The 22,198-nt window shown below is 61.5% G+C and carries 18 protein-coding genes; 9 read left to right on the top strand and 9 right to left on the bottom strand.

Annotation, left to right across the window (positions count from 1 at the left end):
* Positions 1 to 12: 12 nt before the first annotated feature.
* The 3 genes from ACSQ8V_RS10300 to aldA all read right to left on the bottom strand — a co-directional run bounded on the left by ACSQ8V_RS10300 (position 13) and on the right by aldA (position 4,051).
* Entirely contained in the window at positions 13 to 1,230 is a 1,218-nt protein-coding gene (locus ACSQ8V_RS10300) for a mandelate racemase/muconate lactonizing enzyme family protein (RefSeq protein ID WP_436205662.1), read from the bottom strand.
* Positions 1,227 to 2,558 carry an MFS transporter gene (locus ACSQ8V_RS10295; protein WP_436205661.1) on the bottom strand — a complete coding sequence of 444 codons (1,332 nt, stop codon included), beginning with the start codon at positions 2,556 to 2,558 and terminating at the stop codon, positions 1,227 to 1,229. Before ACSQ8V_RS10295 ends, ACSQ8V_RS10300 begins: the two co-directional genes overlap by 4 nt.
* A gap of 68 nt (positions 2,559 to 2,626) precedes the next feature.
* Complete coding sequence (gene aldA / locus ACSQ8V_RS10290; RefSeq protein ID WP_436205660.1) at positions 2,627 to 4,051, bottom strand: aldehyde dehydrogenase; 1,425 nt, start codon at positions 4,049 to 4,051, stop codon at positions 2,627 to 2,629.
* Between the two features lie 249 nt (positions 4,052 to 4,300).
* On the opposite strand from aldA, the gene ACSQ8V_RS10285 reads away from it, so the two are divergent.
* Positions 4,301 to 5,698, top strand: a complete 1,398-nt coding sequence (locus ACSQ8V_RS10285; RefSeq protein WP_436206633.1) for an FAD-containing oxidoreductase — start codon at positions 4,301 to 4,303, stop codon at positions 5,696 to 5,698.
* A 1-nt stretch (position 5,699) separates the two neighbouring features.
* Here the strand turns inward: ACSQ8V_RS10285 and ACSQ8V_RS10280 are convergent, their stop codons facing one another.
* Together ACSQ8V_RS10280 and ACSQ8V_RS10275 are read right to left on the bottom strand one after the other, a co-directional pair.
* Positions 5,700 to 6,443 (bottom strand): enoyl-CoA hydratase/isomerase family protein, encoded by a 744-nt coding sequence (locus ACSQ8V_RS10280; protein WP_436205659.1) that lies wholly within the window; start codon positions 6,441 to 6,443, stop codon positions 5,700 to 5,702.
* 64 nt (positions 6,444 to 6,507) lie between these two features.
* Positions 6,508 to 7,821 (bottom strand): MFS transporter, encoded by a 1,314-nt coding sequence (locus tag ACSQ8V_RS10275; protein WP_436205658.1) that lies wholly within the window; start codon positions 7,819 to 7,821, stop codon positions 6,508 to 6,510.
* A gap of 165 nt (positions 7,822 to 7,986) precedes the next feature.
* Between ACSQ8V_RS10275 and ACSQ8V_RS10270 the strand changes: the two genes are divergently transcribed.
* Together ACSQ8V_RS10270 and ACSQ8V_RS10265 are read left to right on the top strand one after the other, a co-directional pair.
* The gene (locus ACSQ8V_RS10270) at positions 7,987 to 8,928 is read left to right on the top strand and encodes a LysR family transcriptional regulator (RefSeq protein ID WP_436205657.1); all 942 of its coding nucleotides are present in this window, start codon (positions 7,987 to 7,989) and stop codon (positions 8,926 to 8,928) included.
* Between the two features lie 197 nt (positions 8,929 to 9,125).
* Positions 9,126 to 10,337 (top strand): CaiB/BaiF CoA transferase family protein, encoded by a 1,212-nt coding sequence (locus ACSQ8V_RS10265; protein WP_436205656.1) that lies wholly within the window; start codon positions 9,126 to 9,128, stop codon positions 10,335 to 10,337.
* A gap of 84 nt (positions 10,338 to 10,421) precedes the next feature.
* Here the strand turns inward: ACSQ8V_RS10265 and ACSQ8V_RS10260 are convergent, their stop codons facing one another.
* From ACSQ8V_RS10260 to ACSQ8V_RS10250, 3 genes are all read right to left on the bottom strand, one after another.
* The gene (locus ACSQ8V_RS10260) at positions 10,422 to 11,705 is read right to left on the bottom strand and encodes an MFS transporter (protein ID WP_213761449.1); all 1,284 of its coding nucleotides are present in this window, start codon (positions 11,703 to 11,705) and stop codon (positions 10,422 to 10,424) included.
* A gap of 14 nt (positions 11,706 to 11,719) precedes the next feature.
* Positions 11,720 to 12,802: a hypothetical protein gene (locus ACSQ8V_RS10255; protein ID WP_436205655.1), complete on the bottom strand. Its 1,083-nt coding sequence runs from the start codon at positions 12,800 to 12,802 to the stop codon at positions 11,720 to 11,722.
* Between the two features lie 164 nt (positions 12,803 to 12,966).
* Positions 12,967 to 13,533 (bottom strand): ankyrin repeat domain-containing protein, encoded by a 567-nt coding sequence (locus tag ACSQ8V_RS10250; protein WP_436205654.1) that lies wholly within the window; start codon positions 13,531 to 13,533, stop codon positions 12,967 to 12,969.
* A gap of 594 nt (positions 13,534 to 14,127) precedes the next feature.
* Here ACSQ8V_RS10250 and ACSQ8V_RS10245 point away from each other — a divergent pair.
* The 6 genes from ACSQ8V_RS10245 to ACSQ8V_RS10220 all read left to right on the top strand — a co-directional run bounded on the left by ACSQ8V_RS10245 (position 14,128) and on the right by ACSQ8V_RS10220 (position 19,404).
* Positions 14,128 to 14,763: a DUF938 domain-containing protein gene (locus ACSQ8V_RS10245; protein ID WP_436205653.1), complete on the top strand. Its 636-nt coding sequence runs from the start codon at positions 14,128 to 14,130 to the stop codon at positions 14,761 to 14,763.
* Positions 14,764 to 15,147: 384 nt separating this feature from the next.
* Positions 15,148 to 16,287, top strand: a complete 1,140-nt coding sequence (locus ACSQ8V_RS10240) for a Rieske 2Fe-2S domain-containing protein (protein WP_436205652.1) — start codon at positions 15,148 to 15,150, stop codon at positions 16,285 to 16,287.
* A gap of 108 nt (positions 16,288 to 16,395) precedes the next feature.
* Complete coding sequence (locus ACSQ8V_RS10235; protein ID WP_213761444.1) at positions 16,396 to 16,659, top strand: hypothetical protein; 264 nt, start codon at positions 16,396 to 16,398, stop codon at positions 16,657 to 16,659.
* Between the two features lie 552 nt (positions 16,660 to 17,211).
* A complete protein-coding gene (locus ACSQ8V_RS10230) occupies positions 17,212 to 17,511 on the top strand; it encodes a hypothetical protein (RefSeq protein WP_436205651.1) in 300 nt (99 codons plus the stop codon).
* A complete protein-coding gene (locus tag ACSQ8V_RS10225; RefSeq protein ID WP_213761442.1) occupies positions 17,508 to 17,816 on the top strand; it encodes a hypothetical protein in 309 nt (102 codons plus the stop codon). The genes ACSQ8V_RS10230 and ACSQ8V_RS10225 overlap by 4 nt, the downstream gene beginning before the upstream one ends.
* Positions 17,817 to 17,820: 4 nt before the next feature.
* Positions 17,821 to 19,404, top strand: a complete 1,584-nt coding sequence (locus ACSQ8V_RS10220) for a PepSY-associated TM helix domain-containing protein (protein ID WP_436205650.1) — start codon at positions 17,821 to 17,823, stop codon at positions 19,402 to 19,404.
* Positions 19,405 to 19,803: 399 nt separating this feature from the next.
* On the opposite strand, the gene ACSQ8V_RS10215 is transcribed toward ACSQ8V_RS10220, so the two are convergent.
* Positions 19,804 to 22,005: a TonB-dependent receptor gene (locus ACSQ8V_RS10215; RefSeq protein WP_436205649.1), complete on the bottom strand. Its 2,202-nt coding sequence runs from the start codon at positions 22,003 to 22,005 to the stop codon at positions 19,804 to 19,806.
* Positions 22,006 to 22,198 lie beyond the last annotated feature (193 nt).

Genomic DNA, 22,198 nt, shown 5'->3' with positions numbered 1-22,198 from the left:
ATGTACTCGGCCTCAGCCTTTGGCCGGAGACGTATCCCGGACATTGGCAGGCTTGGACGCCATCTGCAGATGCAGACGTTCGCCGGTGTAAGGAGAATGGGCACGCACGACGTCCATGTTCAATTCCACGCCCAGCCCCGGCGCCTTCGACGGCACGATATAACCGTCTTCCCATTGAATCGGCGTCTTGAGAATCTCCGCGTGAAAACCGTCCCACGTGCCGATGCTTTCCTGGATCAGGAAGTTAGGCGTGCAGGCGGCGAGCTGGATGCTCGCGGCTGCGCCAATGGGTCCGTTGTACAAATGCGGAGCGATCTGCGCGTAATAAACTTCGGCGAGGGCAGCGATTTTCTTGCCTTCGAGCAAGCCGCCGCAGCGCGCGACATTCAACTGCAAAATGGACGCCGCACCTGCTTGCAGCAGCTTGAAGAACTCATACTTGGTCGTGAGGCGTTCACCGGCAGCAATGGGAATGCTGGTGTGCCGGGAGACTTGCGCCATCGCCTCTTCCTGACCGGGCGGGACGGGCTCTTCGAACCACAGCGGATCATATTTTTCAAGGCGTTGCGCGAGCCGGATAGCGGACGACGGCACCATCTGCCCGTGTGTGCCGAACAGCAGGTCGCATCGGTTACCAACAGCTTCACGGATGCGCTTGCAGAAGGTCTCGCAGCGTTCCAGAACGTCGAGCGAAAGCTGATGACCTGAGTATGCGGTGTACGGACCGGCGGGGTCGAACTTGACCGCGGTAAATCCGATGTCCGCGTTCTGCACCGCACATTCAGCAGCGAGATCGACATCGTCGTAGTCGTATTCGCCCGCGGCGTTCTTCGGATAGAGGTAGGTATACGAACGCAGCCGTTCGTTGACGAGACCGCCCAGCAATTCATACACCGGCTTGTCCGCTGCCTTGCCAATGATGTCCCAGCACGCCATTTCAAGGCCGCTGACGACGCCCATCATCGTGAGGTCGGGGCGTTGCGTGAAGCCGCTTGAATACGCTTCGCGGAAAAAACGCTCCACGTGATGCGGATCGTGGTCTTGCAGATACCGTCCAAACACGTCGTCGATAATGTGCGCCATCGCTTTCGGATGGAACGTCGCCGAATAAATTTCGCCCACGCCTTCAATCCCGCAAGCGGTTTTCAGCTTCACGAAGATCCAGTACATGCCGCCCAAATGCGGCGGCGGCACGGCGACGAAATGCGTTTCGAGGGAGACGATTTTCATTGGAGGACGTCCTTTGCAACGGTCGTGCGCATGCGCTTGAGCGCGAGTGCGGCGATGCCGCCAATCACGCTGATCGCAGCGATGTAAGAGAAGTAGAACTGGTAACCGAGGAGGCCAGGGAAATGCTCAGTAGTCCAGCCGTTCACGAGTGGCAGGAACACGTCGGGTGAATAACCGATCAGCGAAACGAGGCCAATCGCCAGGCCCGTTATACGCAGCGGAATGCCGCATTGGTCGAGCAGCGACCAATAGAGCCCGCGAATGGCGTACGTCAGGATGCCGATCAGCAGCACTACGACGGCGATCATTGCAACGCCCGCACGCGGATCGATATGGCCGAGCGTGGGCAGCACGACCAGTGCGACCAATCCCAGCGCTGCGAGAAACAGGGCAGTGGTCAACACGCCGAGCGTAGAGAAACGATCACCGAGATAGCCGCCACCAATACCGCCAATCGGGCGCATCCAGAGCTTGAGCGTGGTGAGCGTGCCGGCCATGACCACGGTCATCTTCAGGTCGCCGACTTGCAGGTAAGCCGAGAAGCTATAGGTGGCCCAGAAGATCTGATAACCGCAGAACACAATGGCCGCCATCAGCCAGAGTTGCGGAATGCGCATCAGCGTGAGGAGATCGCGCCACAGCGAATGGTTTTGCTTGAGATTGTCTGCCGCTTGCTGTTTTTCCAGCGCCGTTGCGGGCGGTTCTTTCACCATCGCCATCAGCAATCCCAGCGCGATACAGACGCCCGAATACAGGTACACGACGTATTTGAAGCCTACGTTCGTCGGCAGGCCATGCTTCTCCGTGGCGGTCGCAAAGATCACCAGCGCGACAGTCGCGAGCAACGCTTCGATCAGGCCGCGTCCGCCGTCGAGCAAGCCGAAGAACCGGCCTTGTTCGTCGTGCGCGGCAATCGTCTTTACGCGCTTCAGGATGGAAGCCCAGAAGGTCAGGCCGGTGGTCAGTCCCCAGCAGCAGAACACGGCGAGTAAAACGGGGAAGCTGGGCGCCGTCGAATAGACCAGTCCGAGACCGCCGGTAGCAATCAACGAAAAGCAGATCAGGAAACGCGGTGCGATGCGGTCGGCAAGCCAGCCGCTCGGCAAATAACTGATCAGGAAAACGGTGCCGAGTATCGAATACAGATAACCAAGCTGGCTATTGTCGATATGAAAAAACTCGAGCATCGGCGTCTGGTAGACCTGACGCAAATACAGCAGCGGATAAATCGCGCCAGCGGCGATCACCAGCAGCAAAAGCTGCATGTATCGCTGCGCACGCGTTTTATCTGCGATTGACGGGGTGATGCCGGTCAAGGATTTTTCCACAATAAGTCTCCTTCGGCTGCTCGCAATGAACGCCGTTTTTATAAATGTTCGAGTAGGTGATGAGGTGGTCAGTACTTCATGATGACGAGACGCGTCTGCGTGAATTCGAGCATGCCGTGCTTGCCGTCGTCACCGCCCAGGCCTGAGCGTTTCCAGCCGGCGTGAAAGCCTTGGTAGGGATCAGCGGGCGTGCGGTTCACATACAGTTCGCCGGCTTCAATCTCGTTTGCCACGCGCATCGCGGTGCGATAGTTCTCGGTGTACAGCACCGAAGACAAACCGTATTGATGGTCGTTGGCCATCGCGAGGGCGTCGTCGAGCGTGTTGTACGAGATCACCGGCAGCACCGGTCCAAAGATTTCTTCGCGGACAATTTCCATGTCGTGCCGGCAATTGACCAGCAGTGTTGCCGGATAGAAATAGCCAGGGCCTTCGGGCAACACGCCGCCGGTGGCGACCGTCGCGCCCTCGGCAACGGCGCGCTCAACCATCGCGTGGATGTTGCGCTGTGCCGAGCGGCTGACCAGCGGACCCATCTTCGATGCGTCTTGCGAGCGATCGCCGGAACTCACAGCATGCATCTTCGCGCGCAGCAGTTCGACGAAACGATCATGCACGCTGGCGTGGACATAAACGCGTTCCATCGCGGTACACAATTGCCCGCAATGCGTCGTCTTCGACGCCACGATTGCGCTTGCTGCCGCTTCAAGATCAGCATCCGGCTCGATGATCGCAGGCGCCTTGCCGCCGAGTTCCAGAGAAGGTTTCGCTATGTTCGCCTTGCAATAATCGAGCACGATGCGCCCGGCGTTCACGCTGCCGGTCAATGTGATCATGCCTACTGCCGGATGCGTGCAGACTGTGCCGGCGGTGGCGTGGTCCATCGCGAGCACGTTGAAGATGCCTGCGGGCAGACCCGCTTGAAGCGCGGCTTCCGCAATCTCGAATGCGGACGCCGGCGTGTTGTTGCTCGGCCGTACGACCACCGCATTGCCCGTGATCAATGCGGGCGCGACTTTGCGCAGAAGGGTATACACCGGGTAGTTGAACGGTATCAGGCAGGCCACTACGCCAATCGGTTCACGATGCAGCACGAGGTTTTCGTTCGGGGTATCGCTGGGAATGACTTCGCCTTCAATCCGGCGCGCCCATTCCGCGTGATACCGCGTGATGTCGGCGGCGTAGCGGGCTTCGTTCTCCGAATCGGCCACGCTCTTGCCGGACTCCAGCGCGAGCGCCGCGCCAATTTGCGGAGCGCGCTCGACGATGGCATCGGCGAAACGGCGCAGATGCTCACCGCGCTCAATCGCCGTCAGTGCGCGCCACTTTTTCTGCGCACGCGAGGCGGCTTCCACCGCGCTTAACGCGTCATCGTGCGAAGCCAGCGTGACACGCGCGATGACGTCCGACGTGGCGGGATTGTCAACATCAGAGAAAGCGTCAGATTGCGGCTCGACAAAACGGCCATCGATGAAATTACGGTAGGTGCGCATCGTGATTGCCAGGAAAGGTGAAGCGCCGCGGCCGTCCGCGACGTGAATGGCGGTAGTTTTATCGGCGTGACACTCGGCCACAAGCGATTAAAACTCGACCCGCCCATGCGGAAAACGCACTGAAAGGCGGGGCTATTCGCGCAGCGCGATAGCCGATGGCGAGCTACCATGCCAAAACGCCACGTTTGTTCACTGTTCCGCGCTGATTCGGCCTGACCATTCACTGGGGAGACTCGCATGTCACAGCAGATGTCACAGCATTTCGACGCCATCGTGATCGGCACCGGACAAGGCGGCGGGCCGCTCGCCGTCAAGCTGGCCGAGAGCGGCCGGCGGACCGCCGTGATCGAACGGCATCTGTTCGGCGGCACCTGCGTGAACGTGGGCTGCACGCCGACCAAGACCTACGTGGCAAGCGCGCGTGCAGCGCACGTCGCGCGTCATGCAGGCGATTACGGGGTGATCGTGGAAGGCGAAGTGCGAGTCGACCTGGCGCGGGTCAAGGCGCGTAAGGACGGCGTGATCGCCGAGTCACGCGAAGGCGTGGAAAGGTGGTTGCGCAGTACGCCTGGCGTGGTGGTATTCAACGGCCACGGCCGCTTCACCGGCCCGCATTCGATCAGCGTGACAGGTCCCGACGGCCAGCAGCAGGCGCTCGACGCGGACGCGATCTTCATCAATACGGGCACGCGCGCAACGGTTCCTGAAGTCGACGGGCTGGCCAGCGTTTCACATCTTACGAATTCCACCATCCTCGAATTGAGCGAGTTGCCCGAGCATCTGGCGATTGTCGGCGGAAGTTATATCGCACTGGAATTCGCGCAGATGTTCCGGCGTTTCGGCAGCCGCGTGACCGTGCTCGTCAGGGGCGAGCGTGTGCTGGCGCGTGAGGACAAGGACTTTGCTGTTCAGATCCAGAAGGTCATGTCGCGGGAGGGCGTGGAATTTTTGTTCAACACCGAAGCGTCGAAGCTCGAACCGTCAGGCAAGGGGATTCGAATTACATTGAGGGAGCTGATGCGGGATCGGGCGAGCATCGAAGCATCGCATTTGCTGTTTGCGACGGGGCGCATGCCGAACACGGATGATCTCGGGCTTGCGCTGGCCGGCATCGCGTTGAACAAGCACGGTTTGATCGATGTGGACGGAGAGCTTCGCACCCGGACGAAGGGCGTCTGGGCCCTCGGCGATGTCAACGGTCGCGGCGCATTCACGCATACGTCGTACAACGATTATGAAATCATCGCGTCGAATGTGGTGGATGGCGAAGCGCGCAGCGTCGATTCACGCATCATGTGCTACGCCGTTTTCGTCGATCCACCGTTTGCGCGTGTGGGCATGAGCGAGACGGAAGTACGCAAGGACGGCCGGCGTACATTGATCGCCACCATGCCGATGTCGCGCGTCGGCCGGGCACGCGAACGCGGCGAGACCGACGGTTTCATGAAGGTGCTGGTCGACGCCGAAACGAAGAAGATCCTTGGCGCGGCCATGCTCGGTATCGAGGCCGATGAAGCCATCCATACGTTCATCGACATCATGAATGCCGATGCGCCGTACACCACGCTGCAACGCGCGATGCATATTCATCCGACGGTCAGCGAGTTGATTCCTACGTTGCTCGGCATGCTTGAACCGTTGAAATAATTCACGCCCGGCGTTGCTTGATGCGTTGAGCGATAACCGGACTTTGAAGCGAGCGCTCATAAGCGGTTCTGTCGGCGCTAAGCGTGGAGTCACCGTTGGCGATAGCGGTTAGCTGACGTTTCATCGACCGCACGGTATCTGGCACGCAAGCGCGAAGCGCATCGATGTATTCCGCCGTGCGCAAGCTCAGTTGTTCGGGTTTGACCAGCTCGGTCAGGAAGCCGATGCGCAGCATCTCGGGCGCGTCCAGCGTCATGCCTGTAAGAAAGAGCCGTTTCGCCTGCGCGAGTCCCAGCTCACGAACGTATCGGCGCATGCCGTCGGGGTAATAATGCAAACCGATACGCGCAGCCGGCATGAACATGCGCGTGCCCTCTACGCCGATGCGCACATCGCAGCACAGCGCAAGATCCGTTGCTCCGCCATAGACGCTGCCGTTGAGCGCGCAGACAGTGGGCAGCGGGCAGGCTTCCAGCTCGTTCAGGAAGCTTTCGAACGAATCATCGATATTACCCTCGGCCAGCGCCGACAACGTATAGCCCGAACTGAACGTGATCGCGCCGGTTCCAGTGACGACCAGCGCTATGGCTGTTTCATCGTTCGCCGCCGATGCAATCGTTTCCCGGAGCCCGGCCAGATCGGCGGGATCGATGCGGTTATGGTGTTCCACACGCGTGAGCTGGATCGTGACCACGCCGTCGTGCCGCGAGCAGGAAAAACCTGGGGTAGTGCTGGTATTCGTCATGTTTCCTGCCAGTTATCGAAAGCGTTATCGGCTTGCCTGCACGCGCACGGTCATGGTTCAAAGATCAGTCGGGCAACGGTTGGCCGCGTGTTTCAATCGCCCATCGCAGCGTGATGATTCCAACAACGAATATGGATGCGGTCAGCGCAATCGGTATGCCGAGCGTTCCAAAATGGCTCACGGCAACGCCCAGGCACAGACTGACGCCCGCTGCAAAAAACCGCCCGATCGATGTCGAAAACGCGAATGCGGTAGCGCGGATCGAGGTCGGATACTGCTCGGGCAACCATAGCGCATACATGGCCGCGTTACCCCCGCCCAGGCCGATAAAAAACGACAGCGCCATGAACGGAACCAGTCCTGCATGAAGGTAGAACGCCCAGCCAAATCCTGCAACCAGGAACAGCGCGGCCGTGGCGTAATAAGCGGCAAGTGTCAGGCGGCGACCGTAGCGGTCGGCGAGAAAAGGCAGTATCAGACAGCCGATGATCGTACCGATCGAATAAATGGCCGTGGTCGCGGAGGCCAGCTTGATCGCGGTGATGGCGTCGATTCCCTGCCGCTCCGCCAACTGGATGACGGCTGTTGGCAGATAGATCGAGCCGCCCCAGAGCCCCAGAATGGCGACCGTCACCAGCACCGAGTTCACGATGGTCCGCTGCCTGTAAGGCTTGGAGAAAATATCGCGTAAGGGCCGCTTGCTGGGCGCCGAAGCGTGCGCATCGCCATGCGTGCGTTTCCATTTGCGCGGTTCGCGGACCTTGAGCAGGGTGTACAGCGCGACCATGACGGGGAGCAAGCCGCACAGGAACATGACCCGCCAGCCATATCGTGTACCAATGGTGTAATTCAAAGCCGAGGCGAGGAAAAATCCCGCGTAATAACCGGTTTGAAGATATCCCGCGCCTGCTCGCCGCCGGTCTTCCGGCCATGCTTCCGCCACATACGTACCGGCCAGCGCCCATTCGCCACCCACGCCGACACCCGCGAGAAAACGAAAGATCGCGAGCTCCCAGACGTTATGCGAGATAGCCGCGAGCCCCGTAAAAACCGCATAGAACAGCGTAGTGGCCGCGAGCACCCGCACACGGCCAAAGCGATCCGCAAGCGGTCCCCATATGTACGAAAAACCCCAGCCCACCAGGAACAACGCGAACATCAGCGACCCGGCCAGACCGATGACGCCCGGCGTGGCGGCGAAGCCCGACAACGGCAGCAACTCTTTCAACGCCGGCACGAGCACGAGCGCAAAAATCACGGAGTCCATGCCATCTAGCGTCCACCCCGACCATGCCGCCCAGAAACCAATGATCTGCTCGCGATTGAGCGTCGTTTTACGTGGCAGCGCTTCGCCGATAGCGCGACTCGATGAGTTCACTCCTGTCTCCTTGGATATTTTTATCGGGTCCGTACAGCGGCGCAGAGACGCCCCTTGCATCGGCCCAGGGGCAATATAAGCGGCAGGCGCGACATCGTGGAAATATTGAATTACGATCCATCCATAGTGTTTTTGTTATGGACGATGAAGTCGAGGGAGTGATCGATGGACCTGAAGCAGTTGAGGTATTTCCTGTCGATCGTGGAGTCGGGAAGCATTACGCGCGCAGCCGAGACACTGTGTATTGCGCAGCCTGCGTTGAGCCTGCATATCAAGAATCTGGAAGAAGAACTGGGCGTGCGCCTCTTCAGCCGCAGCGTGCAGGGCGTGAAGGTGACGCCCTCGGGGGAGTTGCTCTACAGGCATGCGAAGGGCCTTGTGCGCCAGGCCGACAACACGAAGTTGTTGCTGTCGCAGCACGCGCGCCAGCCGAACGGGACGGTCGTGGTCGGTATGCCTCACAGCACCGCGCACCTGATCGCAATCGATGTAGTCCAGGAGCTTCGCGCTCATTACCCGGGCATTATTTTGGAGCTGACCGAGAGTTCGTCGTCGGAACTATACGGACTGGTTTTGCTGGGCCGGGTGGATTTGGCCGTCGTTGTCCTCGACCAGCCGGTTCGCGGACTCACGCGCACGCCGCTGCTCAACGAACAATTGTTCCTCATTCGTCATCCGGACATGGCCGGCATAGGTTCGACGTGCAGCCTCGCCGAACTGGCGCGGTTGCCGCTGGTGCTGATCAGCCCGCCGAATATCGTCAGGACAAAACTGGATCGGGCCTTCGCGGCGGCGCAGCTCGACTACAACCTGGTCGCGGTCGTCAACTCCACGTCCATGCTGGTGTCATGGGTCGAACGAGGCGTGGGGGCAACCGTCTTGCCCTGGTCCGCCGTGCACGAACAGGTCACGTCCGGCCGGTTGACAGCCACGCCGCTTGACGGCGACGAATGGCAACGGGATCTGTGGCTGTGTCACGCGGAATCGCTGCCGCTGACGCCGGCGGGCGAGATCGTTCAAGGGCTGATCGTGCAGGACGTGCAACGGCGTCTTGTACCCGGCGCATGGCTGGGCGCTCGCAGTCTGGCGGCGCTGGACGAAGGCTGAGGCTTCCGTTCGAGCACGCTGGTGTTCCACCGCTGTCCCGGCTCACTGGCTCCATACCGCAATGTGATTGATCCATCGTCAATCCGTATTTTTCATCTGCGCGGCGGCCGTCTATCTTGTGCGCTTCAATCGTGTGCTGGTCGATAAAAAAACATCGATGAAGCCAGCACACTCACAAGCAGATATCCGGAGGGGACATGGCATTGCCGTTGCAGGGAATCAAGGTGCTGGATCTGACTCGCGCGCTCGCGGGTCCTTTTTGTTCGATGATCCTCGGCGATCTCGGGGCGGACGTGATCAAGGTGGAGCCCGCACCGAGCGGCGACATGGTCAGGACGTGGGGACCTTTTGCCGGCGGCATCAGCGCTTACTACCTCTCGTGCAACCGGAACAAGCGCGGCATGGCGGTGGATTTTCGCAAGCCCGCTGCGCTCGACCTGCTACGCAACATGGCCAGTTCCGCCGACGTGGTCCTCGAAAACTTCAAGACCGGCACGATGGAAAGCATGGGGCTGGGGTACGAGACGTTATCGGCGCTTAACCCAAGGCTCGTCTACGGCAACATCACGGGCTATGGCCGTACGGGTCCTGCCGCGCTGTGGCCAGGGTTCGATCAGGTCGCGCAAGGGTATGCGGGCATCATGAGTCTCACGGGCATGCCGGACGCCGGCCCCACGCGCGTGGGTATCGCGATCGGCGACATGACCGCCGGCATGTGGACCGCAATGGGCGTCCTCGCCGCATTGCTTTCCCGGCAACAGACGGGACGTGGCCAGCGCGTCGAAAGCTCATTGCTGTCGGGGCTGGTTGCCATGCTGGGCGTGCAGGGCCAGCGTTATCTGAGCGCGGGAGAAATACCCGAGCCGACCGGCAATCATCATCCGGTGATTGCGCCGTATGGGGTTTTCGAGGCGCAGGACGGCGCGCTGAACCTGGCGCCGGGCACGCCGGACATGTGGGTCAAGCTCTGCGAACTGCTGGGGCTTGAGCACATCATGTCGGACCCGCGTTTTGTCACCAACGAGCAGCGCATGCAGCATCGGGAGGCGCTAAAAGATGTCATCGATATAAAACTGCGCACGCGCACGCGCGCCGATTGGACCACTGATTTGAGACGGCTCGGCATTCCGGCTGGTCCTATCAACAACCTCGCGGACGTGTTCGCCGATCCTCAGGTGGTGCATTGCGGACTGGTCGAAGAGGTGGCGCACGGCTCGATAGGTCAGTTGAAGCAGGTCGCGAGCGCGATCAGGATGAGCGAGATGACCGAAGGTTCGGTTCGCATGCCACCGCCCATGTTGGGCGAACACACGATCGGCGTGCTGAGCGAGTACGGCTTTTCAGACGAGCAGATCGATGCGTGGCTGACATCGCAGGTCGTATTGCAGCATGAGCACGCGCTGGGCTGAATCAAGCCCCAGACCCAGCGCGGTCCGTCTGCTTATTACGTCCACTCACTAAGTCCACTCATTGAGTCCACTCATTGAGTCCACTCACGCCGCCGGGGTCGCTTCCTTCTCCCTGGCGGCTTCTTCGTTGGCGGCGGCGTCGCGGGTTTCCGGCATCGCGAGCCAGACCAGCGCCACCGCCAGCGCACCGGCCGCGGCAAGTCCGAAGAAGCTGGTGTTCACGCCGAACTTGTCCGCCACGAACCCGGCAATCGCCGTGCTCAGCGTCGCTCCCACGCCCGCCGCCAGTCCAAAGAATCCTATACACAAGTTGTACCGGCCCTTGCCGCCGGCCACGTCGGCGGCAATTAGCGGCAGCATCACGCCGAACACGGCGCCGCTGATGCCGTCGAGCATCTGCACCGGTACCAGCAGGTAAGGGCTGGCCGCGCTGCTGGCGGCCGCGAACAGCAGCGCACGTAACGGCAGCGCCGAGAAACCGATGATCAGCACCGGCCGCCGCCCCCAGCTTTGCGCCTGCCGCCCGACCCACGGCGACAACCCCGCCACGATGAACTGCGGCACGATAATGCACGCCGCGATCACGAGTTGAACGTTGTCGCCCATGTGCGCGGTGACTTCACCGGCGGCGAGATTCAGCATGGCCGCATTCGACAAGTGAAACAGCACCACGCACGCCGCGAAGGTCAAGAGCCTCGGATCACGGAGCAGATCGCGCAGGCTTTCAGGCCGCTCGGCCCCGGCCGCGCTCACCGCTTGTGCGATGCTCGCCCCCGCTTTCGCCGCGGCCTTTTTCATGCGCGGAACGACGGGCGCCATCTCGTGATGGATCATGTTCAGCGCGACGAGCGCCGGCAACGCCAGCGCCGCGGTCAAAAAGAACACCGAGCGCAGCGACAGGTACTCGCCGAACACGCCCATCAACGCCGCGGTGAGCGCGCTGCCGATCGACGCCCAGCGCGCATTGCGCCCAAGCCGGTCGCCGAGATCGGCGCGCGAGACGAGGGCGAGCGAGATCGCGGCCATGGCGGGCACGAGCATGCAGCTCGCAAAGCCGTGCAGCACTTCGGCCGCGAACACGACGACAAACGTCGGGCTCGCGCCGAGCAGCAATGCACTCACGATGATCGCGATGATCGCGGCAGCAGCAGCGCCTTTCTTGTTGCGCAACGCATCGACGAGCGCGCCGGCCGGCAACTGGCTCGCCATCGCGCTGATCGTGCCGACGCTCAGCATCAGCCCGATCTCGCCTTGCGTCCATTTGTTCGCGGCGAGATAGGAGGCGATGAACGGCCCAAAGCCGGTCTGCACATTCGCGACAAAGAAGTTCAGCCAATCGAGCGCGCGCAGACTTCGTGCAATTCCCATATTTCAGATCGTCCTCATTGTTTCGAGGGGCGCGCAACGGCCGCCGCGCCGGTTTTCGCAGCCGGCTCCGGGCCGGAAGCTGCCGCCGGAGCCGGGGCGGCAGGCTCTGGCGATGCGGCAGGTTCCGGTAGCGGGACGACGGGCGAAACGATCTTGATCGGTTGATCGGGCGAGTACGTTGGCGCGGCTTTGATCTGTGCGTCGGTGAAATCCAGTTGCAATTGCATTACCTTGTTGCGCGAGACCACGTGCAGGTCGGGCCAGTTCGCCGCGACTTGCCGTTTGTCGGCGGCGAGGGAATCGGAGAGATCGATCACGAGTGCCTGAGGTTGCGCCTGCGCATCGACCAGCACGTCGACAACGCGGCCCATCCGCGCGCCGTTTTTCTGCGCGACATTGGAGTCGATAAGTTGAGCGAGCGTCGGCGCAATGTCGTTGACCGAACCGGGTTTCGCCGATGCGTCCTGAGCCTTCGCTTTCGCCGCACTCGACGCGCCATTGCTGCCGGGCGGCGGCATCGCGAACGTGATGGGCGCTTTTTTGGTGGCCGGATTGAACCGGAACGCGGTCCATGGGAAGGTCACCTTGCGGTCTCCCACACCCAGGAAACCCGCCAGGTTCACGATCATGATCTTCGGTTTGCCGGTGGCATCGGCGTACATGTCCACCGCTCGGCCGATCACCTTGCCGTCCGGGCGCTGGATCTCGCTGTCGAGCAAACCGCGGATTTGCTCGTGCTGCATGATGCGCGTGGTGAGCAGGGGCGGCGGCGCAGGCGGCGCTTTTTCTTCGACGGGCGGCGGCGGGGGCGGTGGCGGTTTTTTCGGCACGACCACACGCCGTCTCGGCGCGGGATGCGGGGCTTTCGGTTCGGCCGGGGGTTGCGTAGCGACCGGCGCCGGCGCCGGCTCTTCCGGCTCCACGACTTCCGGCTCGGCTGGCGGTTGCGGCGTCGACAAGTCGACGATCGGCGCAGGCGCCTGATGCGGGAACAGGGTGCATCCCGACATGACCGCCAGGACGAGGAGGATTGCAAGCGTCCGGGCCACTGTTCGCCAGTGCCATTCGTACGCTCGAAGCGGGAAACCGCCACTCATCACAAGAGCTCCATGTTGCAGGACTGCCTTCGCGAAATTCGTGCGCCGTCGCATGGGGTATCGGCGGCGCGTGGGTTAATAATGTTCGATACGGACCTGCCGGACGGCGCGCGAAGCGGCTGCGCTCGTCTCGCTTTGTCTCGTCTCGTTTTGTCCGGCTTCGCTCAAACGCCCGGCGGACGCGACTTCGCCTCGGTCGCCTGCGCGAGCCGCGCGGCGGTGTCGGGGGCGCCCATCTTAGCGGCGGCGTCGCGTGCGGTAAAACCGTTCGCGTCTTTCGCGTCGGGGTTCGCACCTTTATCGATCAGGAACTCGACCATCTCCATGCGATTGAACATGGCCGCGATCATCAACGCGGTGCGTCCGTCCGGCGACGCCCCTTCCACGTCCGCGCCGTGTTCCAGCAAAACCTCGATGACCGGCTTGTAACCCTTGAACGCCGCGCCTGCGATGGGCGTCTGGCCGTTGTCGTTGCGCAGGTTCGGATCCGCCTTGTGTTCCAGCAGCACGCGCACCGCGTCGGCATGGCCGTGATAACTCGCGAGCATCACCAGCGTGTCGCCCTTGTCGTTGCGCAGGTTCGGCGGCAAGCCTTTATGGAGCAAGGCGTCGAGCATGGCGGCGTCGCCGCGGCGGGCTACGTCGAAGACCTCGCTCGCGAAATCGATGAGTTCGTCGCTCAAGGGTTCCGGGCTCTGACCGGGAATGCCTGCGGGTGAATCGGGTTGCATGGGAGGCTCCATTAGGGTTGCATGGACGGGTGCGGCGCGGCCGCGGTTCGATGCAGGGGTAGCAGGCGCGCGCCGGGTCGGGCGATGTTCGGTTCGATTGGCACTGCCGGAACCTTCGATCAGCGTCCGATGTCAGGCTGTATCGTTCAGTCGCATACGGCAATGGTCCTGCGGGCGTTCGTGGTTTCTGCAGTTTCTATCAGTGCGTCAGGATACACAGGTTTGGCGGCAGGCCGCACCGGGATAGCAGGAATCGCGCCTTGTCTGGTCGACCGGGCTCCTTCTCCTGTCAGCGCTGACCGCGTGTTCGGAGCGTTATTCTAAAGGGTGCGTCCCCATGGTCATTCATTCTTTAGTGTCGCTGAATGTGACTGATCCGTTTGACCGGCGGTTTATCGGCTTGCGCAGCGGCGCTGCTCGTTCCTCGTTGCAATCTCTTTGCGCCTGTTTTCTCCGCTGTTCATCGGCAGGTCGTCCACGCGCCGGCCATTGGAATTTTTCCTCGTGCTCGCCTGCGAGGTTATCGGCGGCTCTTTGCTTGACCTGTGCCTATCGCGCGCTTACGCTCGCCAGCACTTCATCTGGAAACACATCGTGAGCCCTGATAACGCCGATAACCCCGACACCCTTCGCCGCGTGGCGCCCGCTGCTGAACGTAATCGCGGACCCATTCTCGATGTGCTGAACCGCGTCCTGCCCAAGGCCGGCGTGGTCCTCGAAATCGCGAGCGGAACGGGGCAGCATGCGGTCCATTTCGCCGCGGCGTTGCCCACCGTCACCTGGCAACCGAGCGATCCCGACGCGGCTTCGCGCGCCTCCATCGACGCCTGGTGCAAGCACGCTTCACTCGCCAATCTCAACGCACCGGTAGCCCTTGATGTCCGGTCGGCGCCGTGGCCCGTGCCGGATTCCCTTGCGGCCATCGTCTGTATCAACATGATTCATATCGCGCCGTGGGCGGCCGCCGTTGCGCTTTTCCAGGGAGCCGGCGAGTACCTGGCAAGCAACGGCGTGCTCTTTTTGTACGGACCTTACAAGCGCGACGGGGCGCATACCGCCGCGAGCAACGAAGCCTTCGATGACCAGCTTCGGGCCACCAATCCCGCCTGGGGTGTCCGGAACATGGAAGACGTTGTGCAGCTCGGGCGTGCGGCAGACTTGTGGATGGAAGAAGCCGTGCCCATGCCCGCGAACAACTTCTGCCTGATATTCAGGCGCACCGGCATCTGACGAATCTGATGTATCGGGAGCGAGCCCGCCGGATCGAGGCACCGAGGCCAGGCGGATCCAACGCAGGGCGGTTCCGATCAGAAACCCGTCCAGATGGTTTCGTATCGGCTGGATGGAGAGTGCAGGGGCACCGTAGGCGCGGCGCAAAAGGCGTCGCAAGAACGTCGTCCGGCGCAGCGGCGAAGTGCCGCAAAAAAAGCTGCCGCACCCCCTGTGCACGCCCATCCGGCCCGCGTCCGATGTCTGCCGCCACCCCTCGTCGCGCCTCAATTGCCGTCTGGCGTGTAGACTGCGTTAGGCCTTTGGTTGCAACGTCTTCTCAAAGCACTTTTTTCGTCCTTTTCGTCCGTTTCTAGCCGATTCCCTCAAGCGGAGGCATCGTACATGCATGTAGCACTGCAACAGGACGTCGCTTCGAGCGAACTTCCGTCCCAACAGTCTCAACCGCCGGCGCGCGATCTGCGCCGTGTCGATATTCATCCCGATCACTGGTATCCGGTCGCCTGGTCGCGGGAAGTAAAACGCGGCAAGGCGCATGGCGTTCGTTTTGCCGGCGACCCCGTCGTGCTCGTGCGCACGGAAAGCGACAAAGTGTTCGCACTGGAAGACCGCTGCGCGCATCGACAGGTGCCGCTGCACGCGGGCGTGGTCGACGGCGAAGCCATTCGTTGTTGCTATCACGGCTGGACCTACGACTGCACCGGCAGTTGTATCGACGTCCCGTATCTCGGGCGCGAACGCTTGCCGAACGGCGTGCGCTCGTATCCGTGCCGGGAAGAAGCCGGCCTGATCTTCATTTTCCCCGGCGACCCGCTGCGCGCCGAGACCACGCCGTTTCCGGCGCTGGGTTCTGTCGGCGATAAAGCCTATAAAACCCGCCGCTTCGGCCGCGAAGTGAAGTGCCATTACACCTTCATGCACGAGAACCTGATGGACATGAACCATCAGTTCCTGCATCGCAAGCAAATGGGCCAGATGAAGGCGCGTTCAGTCGGGCGCAGCCGCGGCGACGACTGGGTGGAAGTGAACTACACGTTCGCGCGCGAAGAGGGCAAGCAGCCGATCGGCGAGGCGCTGGTGTTCAGCCAGAAACGCGGCACCAAGCCCAACGACAATCACAAAGACGTGATGACCATCCGCACGGAATATCCATACCAGACGCTCAGGATCCGCACCAAGGACCAGACGATGGTGATGGATCTGTGGATCGCGTACGTGCCGCTCGACGCCGAGCAGCGCACCAACCGCACGTTCGGTCTGCTGTCCATCCGCCGGCCGAAAATCCCGGGCATTCTTGATGCCGCGTGGCCGTTGCTGGTGTGGTTCACCGAGCGTATCTTCAAGGAGGACCGGTGGATCGTGGAGCGCGAGCAGGAAGCGCATGACCGGCAAGGCGCCGATCATAACCACGAGGTTTTCCCGGTGATCCTCGAACTGCGTTCGCTGCTGACCGAATGCGGCGCGCCGGTTCGAGAACCCGCGACGGAGCGTCGTGTGCACATGATCCAGCCGATCAGTGACTGATAATCGACTAATCTCGATTGAGTCGCGCACACGACGAAATGCCGCAGTAACAACGTCTTAGTCAAGACGTCGCAGTCATGAAGTATTAACCAGAAGAGGTCGACCATCATGGAACCCAACTCGACAGAGAACCCGGTCAAGCCGGCGGCGAACGCGCCCCCCGAACAGGACCACTTCGATGCCGCCATCAGCCACGTCGATCAATCCTACGCATCGGGTGTCATGGCTGCAGGCGCGGCCAAGGGCATTCTCTATAGCGTGATCGAGACGCTGGGCACGCTTATCGGCGACCCGGATTTGCCGGAGCATGCGCGTTCCGGCTATCAGGCGCTGCGGGTGAGCGCTCAAGAATTACGCTCGAAGATCGATTAAGCGTTTTTGCTTTGTTTTCGTTTTAACCCCGAGTCGCGCAGCAAGTCCCGGTGACGCATTTTTATGTCCCCTACGTTCCCAAATCGCAACGGCTCGGGCAATAATGCAAGGTCAACCACGGAGCACATCATGAGCAAGAGCCAGGACGCGAAGAAAACCGAGAAGAAGGTCGCTGTCAAATCGCCGAAAGAAAAGAAAGAAGCGAAGAAAGTGAAGAAGGAGGCGTCCAAGCGGCAGTAATGGAAGTAACGGAAGCCCACAAGGGCTGCAAACGGGTGCGTTCAAACGTCCGCCCGTTTGATTGTTACCCGGCGCTTCCAGATCCCCAGCTTTTCGCAGCATGTTTTGGTTATTCGCGGCCCGCTTTCAAGCGGGCCGTTTTCATACTGAAGACCCGTTCGTACGAAGGCAAGTTGATCGTCCCGCTGAGGCGGCGAACTCCATGAAAGACGCCGATGTCGCTGCGCGCCACAAAATTCTGTATGATAATGATTCTCAATAACATATCTCAATCCAATTTCGAGGATTGAGACAGACCCTCTCTCGCGCTCCATGCAAGACTTTTCCACGCCGGGATCCGTATTGTTCGCGATCGCCGGCGCACTCGCGGTTTATCTCGCCGCGCCCGGTCAGCGCTGGCTGCGCGCGCCGTTGCCACCGCGGCTTTTTAGAACGCTCGCGGCGGTTTTCAGCGTCGCGGCGTTTGTTATCGGCGCGAGCGCGCTGCATCCCGCCACCTCGCTCGCCATCGTGTTCACTGCGGCGATGGCGTGCCTGACCGCGTGCCCGTTTATCGGTGTACTTATCGGCGTACTACTCGAGCGGACGCGGCTACGTGGCGCTTCGAAGTGACATTGAAGACCGGACGGCGTGAGACGTTATCGCGGGACTGGCTGTCGAAGACGCTGGCAGGGGTGATCGGCGGGTTCGGGCTTGCGATTGCGGCGAGCGGACTGCTGGCGTGCCTTACACCCGGCGCCCTCGATGAGCAGAACAAATTCCAGGTCGCGATGTGGCTCGTGCCGCCCGTCTGGATCGGCGTGATGAGCGGCAGCTTTGTATTCCGCAGCGGACGGCGCGCCTGGATCGCCCTGGCCGCCGTGAACGCGCTCGGTTTCGCGATGCTCGCGCTCGCCCGTCATTTTTTCATTCGATAACCCCATGCGCAGCGACGTCATCCGCGTCTACAAGACGGTTCACACGTGGACGGGCATTGTTGCCGGTCTTGCGCTTTTTATCGCGTTCTATGCCGGCGCGGTGACCATGTTCAAGGACACGCTGAACGAGTGGGTCACGCCGCCGGCCGCGCATGCCGAGGTTTTCCCGCTGGCTCAGGCGCCGGCCGTTATCGAGCAGACGCTGGCTGCGCATCCAGCGGCGCGGCGCCAGTTCACCTTGCGGATCGAACCGGCCGGCGCGGCCAGTCTTTCGTGGCGCGAGCCCGGCAAGCCGCAGCGTTTCACCGCCACGCTCGATGCTACCGGCAAGCTCGAAACGCATGCGCGCGGCGCGTCAAACGCAGCAAGTTTCATCGATATCCTGCATATGACCGCCGGCATTCCAGGTGGTTTCGATGTCGGCATGAGCGTGATGGCCGTGGTGTCGCTGCTTTACGGGCTCGCGCTGGTGTCCGGTGTGATCGTGCTGCTGCCGAGCCTGATCAAGGATCTGTTTGCGTTGCGCGTGGGTAAGAATCTCAAGCGGATGTGGCTCGATGCGCACAACGTCGTGGGCATTCTGAGCTTGCCGTTTCATGTGGTGATGGCGTTATCGGTTGTCGCGTTCGGGCTGAGCGACACTATCTTCGCGGTGCAGGATCGCGTGATCTATGGCGGCACGCTCAGCGCCACCGTGGCGGCGCAGAACCCGTATTACGCGAAGGCGCCAGTTGTGCCGGGCGCTCCCGTGACGCTTGTCTCACCGCTTCAGATAGTGGCCGCCGTGAAGCAGCACGCGCCGGAATTCGAGCCGGCGGAATTGAGTTATCGGGGAGCGGGGGCACCGGGCGCGACGGTATTGGTGAGTGGCGATGATCCGCGTTATCTGGCGCGCAGTGGAGGGTTTGCGCTGCTGGATCCGGTGACCGGGCGCTTTCTGAATGCTCAATTCCTGCCCGGTGCCGCCGATGGAAACACGTGGTCCGCGGCCACCAGCGCATTTTTCGCGTTGCACTTCGGCAGTTACGGTGGCGAGCCGATCCAATGGGGTTATTTCTTTCTCGGCCTGGCCGGCGCGTTCTTGTTCTATTCGGGCAATTTGCTTTGGATCGAGAGTCGCCGGAAGCTCGAACGGGGTGCCGATACGCCCAGGCAACGGCCTGCGACCTACTTCATGGCAGCGCTGACTGTTGGCGTGACGCTGGGTTGCGTGGCCGGTATTTCCGCGACGCTTGCAGCAGGGAAGTTGCTGAATGGCCGCGTGGCGGATTTATCGGCGTGGCACGCCCGGATTTATTACACGGTGTTCCTGGCGAGTATTGCGTGGTCGTTCGTGCGAGGCGGAGCGCGGGGATCGGTCGAGCTTTTGGCGCTGGCAACGGGCGCCACTTTGCTGGTGCCGCTGGCTTCAGTTGCAGGCTGGCTTTTTCCCGCCACGGGGCTGTGGTTTGAGCCTGCGGCGGCCGGGGTCGATGTATGTGCGCTGATAGGCGCCGCGTGTTTTGCCTGGATGCTGCGGGCAACCGCGAAGCGGGCCGCGACAGGGCGGCAGGATAGCGTATGGGGATATTCCGCTCGTGCGCGATGATGGGTTTTGCGTGGGGCTTTGTCTGGTACCGGAAGGGGCGAATGCAGATTGTCGCCGCTCGGCAAGGCGATGCGCTTGAGGCATGAGGCTGATTTTCTATCGCTGCGGTTTGATCGACACCGCTTTCAGACCGGAGCAGAACCGAGTGCTGTGCCAAGGCAATATCCCATGCTCGACCATGCTTAGGAGGGTGCAAGACACTGTTCGCTACGTCACGCTGTCTTACATCCGTCTCGTCATTGCATGGCCGCCGACCGCGCTTTCACGTCACGGCCGGCAGGCCGTGCGTCCAACGAACAGGCGCGTCGGAACCGCTTTGACTGACTCTCCTCGGCGAGAAGAGTCGGACGACGGCCGCTCCGGCACGCCGACAAAACCGGTCCACTGCGCGTCCCGTTTTCAGAAGTCCGTGGTCATCGAAAGCAGCAGCGTACGCGGTCTCCCCTGCGTCAGGTATGCGCCGGTCGCCGAGGCCCAGTAAGCCTTGTTCGTCACGTTTTCCACGGTCGCACGGAACGTGGTGACGTGTTTCAGGACGCTCGTCGTGTAGCGCGCGCCGAGATCGAAACGGTCCCAGGCCGGGATCGGCAGCTTGTTCTGCGCGTCGAGATACTGGTTGCTCGTGTGGATCCACGCGGCATTGACCGTGACGCCGGGCAGCATCGGAAGATCGTATTCCGCGCCGACGTTGAACAGATAGCTCGGCACGCCGACCGGGCGCAATCCGTCCGTGGCTCCTCCGTCTGTGTCGAGTTGCTTGGCGTTGATCAGCGTCGCGCCCGCGAGCACGCGCACGCCTTGCAGCGGCTGGCCATACACCGACAACTCGATACCACGATGACGCTGCGTGCCGTTGGCGCCGAACAGGTTGGTCGCGCTGTCGGTGTAGACGGACGGCTGTTCGATCTGGAACGCCGACAGCGTCGCGCCGAAGTGATTCGAATCGTACTTCGCGCCCACTTCGTATTGCTTCGTCCTGTTCGGCGAAAGCGTTTGACCCACGTTGGCCGCGCCAAAAGGCGCACTCTGCCCGGCGCTCAGCGATTCGCTGCGGTTCGCAAACAACGCGATATTGTTCGTCGGCTTCACGACGAGGCCGAAGATGGGGGTCGTGATCGACTGGTCGAACGACGACGAGATCGTGTCGGTGCCGACCGTGAAGTTGTTCTGGTGCAACTGCTGATGGCGCGCACCGATCGTGAACAGGACGCGATCGTTCAGGAAACCGAGCGTATCGGAGATGGCCACGCTGCGCGTCAGGATCTGGTCGGCAAGACCGGGATCGGCGAAACTTCCTGCGACAAAACCATTTGCCGCAGGTTCGGGCACGATGCCTCCGCCATAGAGGCTTGTCGGGAACGAGCCGCTGAACGCGAACGCTTCACGATCCTCGAGCGTCGTGATCGCGAACCCTGCGCTGACCAAATGGCTGACTGGTCCCGTTGTGAAGTGCCCGCGTACGCCGGCTTCGGCGGACAACGCATCGGTGGTGCGCAAGATGTCGCCGCGCGTCGCGGTCGTGCCGGCAATGGAATCGAAGGTCGGCGACGAGTACGTGCCGTCCTCGTGCGAGCGATGGATGCCGCCGCTTGCATACGCCGTCCACGCGGGCGCGAAGTCGTATTCGGCCCGCGCGATACCGACTGTGTCTTCGAGCGTGCTTTGCGTCCAGGGCTGAGCAAAATTGTTCGCGGCGGACGGGACCGTTGGCACCTGATCGCCGGTCACGGAAACCGTCGATCGTCCTTGATCGATATTCCTGCGCTGGTAGAGAAAATCGCCATACAAACGCACCTTGTCGCCGCGATAATCAAGCGAGACGGCGGTTGAAGTGTTGTGGCGGAATTCATCGTCGATACTGGTTTCGCCGCCGAGGATCGCGCTATTCACGCGAATGCCGAACTGTCCCTCGTCGCCGAAGCGCCGGCCGACATCGACGTGCGTTCCCAGTTGGCCGGACCCGCTGCCCTCCACGGTCACGCGCGTGAGCGGCTTGTCGTCCGCGCGTTTCAGTTCCAGATTGATGCCGCCGCCCACAGCGGAACCGGTCGGCGATGCGCCGTTCAGGAAAGCGTTGGCGCCCTTGAATACATCAACGCGTTCCAGCACTTCCGTTGCAACCAGTTGGCGCGGCGTAATCCCGTACAGACCGTTCAACGAGACGTCATCCCCGGTCAGTTGAAAGCCGCGAATGACGAAAACTTCTGAAAAGTTGCCGAACCCGAAAGCCGGACGAACGCCGGGATCGTGCGACAAGAGGTCCCCGACCGAATGCGCCTGTTGATCTTCGATCGCCTTCGACGTGTAGCTCGTCATGCTGAACGGCACGTTGATCATTTCCTGATTGCCGAGCACTCCGAACTTTGCACCGCGCGCGATCTGGCCGCCGTCGTAGGCGGGGGCGAAATCACCCGGCAGCGGTTCCTTGGCCGCTTGAACCTTCACTGCGGGCAATACGTTTTCCGTCGCCTCGGGCGAAGCGGTTTGTGCCCGGGCGGTGGACGTTACGCCGATTGTCAGGGGGAGCGCCGCGTAGAGGAACGCGAGGCGAACGGCATTGGATAACGGTCGGACGGACGATGAACCGGTAAAAATAGACATGGCGATTAGATAGTTGGCACGCGAAGCGGTTGCGGAGTGAGGGCGAGCAGGCGAGTTGCAGATAAGTAGCGGACTGTCGGAAATCGCGCGCGTGGCGCCATCAGGCAAGCGATGCCGTCACGCGCGACATTTCGGTCTTGTAGCCGATCGACAAATTACAGGGAGCTAAGAACTGGCTGACGGATTATACACG

It is taken from the genome of Caballeronia sp. LjRoot31, assembly GCF_964253885.1.
Lineage (GTDB): Bacteria > Pseudomonadota > Gammaproteobacteria > Burkholderiales > Burkholderiaceae > Caballeronia.
The sequence above is the reverse complement of the archived record's forward strand: the minus strand, read 5'-3'. Positions and strand labels throughout refer to the sequence as shown.

Bases quoted from the DNA above. Each gene is read 5' to 3' on its own strand.
- ACSQ8V_RS10300 (WP_436205662.1), bottom strand. From the start codon at position 1,230: ATGAAAATCGTCTCCCTCGAAACGCATTTCGTCGCCGTGCCGCCGCCG.
- aldA (WP_436205660.1), bottom strand. From the start codon at position 4,051: ATGCGCACCTACCGTAATTTCATCGATGGCCGTTTTGTCGAGCCGCAA.
- ACSQ8V_RS10285 (WP_436206633.1), top strand. From the start codon at position 4,301: ATGTCACAGCATTTCGACGCCATCGTGATCGGCACCGGACAAGGCGGC.
- ACSQ8V_RS10280 (WP_436205659.1), bottom strand. From the start codon at position 6,443: ATGACGAATACCAGCACTACCCCAGGTTTTTCCTGCTCGCGGCACGAC.
- ACSQ8V_RS10270 (WP_436205657.1), top strand. From the start codon at position 7,987: ATGGACCTGAAGCAGTTGAGGTATTTCCTGTCGATCGTGGAGTCGGGA.
- ACSQ8V_RS10265 (WP_436205656.1), top strand. From the start codon at position 9,126: ATGGCATTGCCGTTGCAGGGAATCAAGGTGCTGGATCTGACTCGCGCG.
- ACSQ8V_RS10260 (WP_213761449.1), bottom strand. From the start codon at position 11,705: ATGGGAATTGCACGAAGTCTGCGCGCGCTCGATTGGCTGAACTTCTTT.
- ACSQ8V_RS10255 (WP_436205655.1), bottom strand. From the start codon at position 12,802: ATGAGTGGCGGTTTCCCGCTTCGAGCGTACGAATGGCACTGGCGAACA.
- ACSQ8V_RS10250 (WP_436205654.1), bottom strand. From the start codon at position 13,533: ATGCAACCCGATTCACCCGCAGGCATTCCCGGTCAGAGCCCGGAACCC.
- ACSQ8V_RS10240 (WP_436205652.1), top strand. From the start codon at position 15,148: ATGCATGTAGCACTGCAACAGGACGTCGCTTCGAGCGAACTTCCGTCC.
- ACSQ8V_RS10235 (WP_213761444.1), top strand. From the start codon at position 16,396: ATGGAACCCAACTCGACAGAGAACCCGGTCAAGCCGGCGGCGAACGCG.
- ACSQ8V_RS10230 (WP_436205651.1), top strand. From the start codon at position 17,212: ATGCAAGACTTTTCCACGCCGGGATCCGTATTGTTCGCGATCGCCGGC.
- ACSQ8V_RS10220 (WP_436205650.1), top strand. From the start codon at position 17,821: ATGCGCAGCGACGTCATCCGCGTCTACAAGACGGTTCACACGTGGACG.
- ACSQ8V_RS10215 (WP_436205649.1), bottom strand. From the start codon at position 22,005: ATGTCTATTTTTACCGGTTCATCGTCCGTCCGACCGTTATCCAATGCC.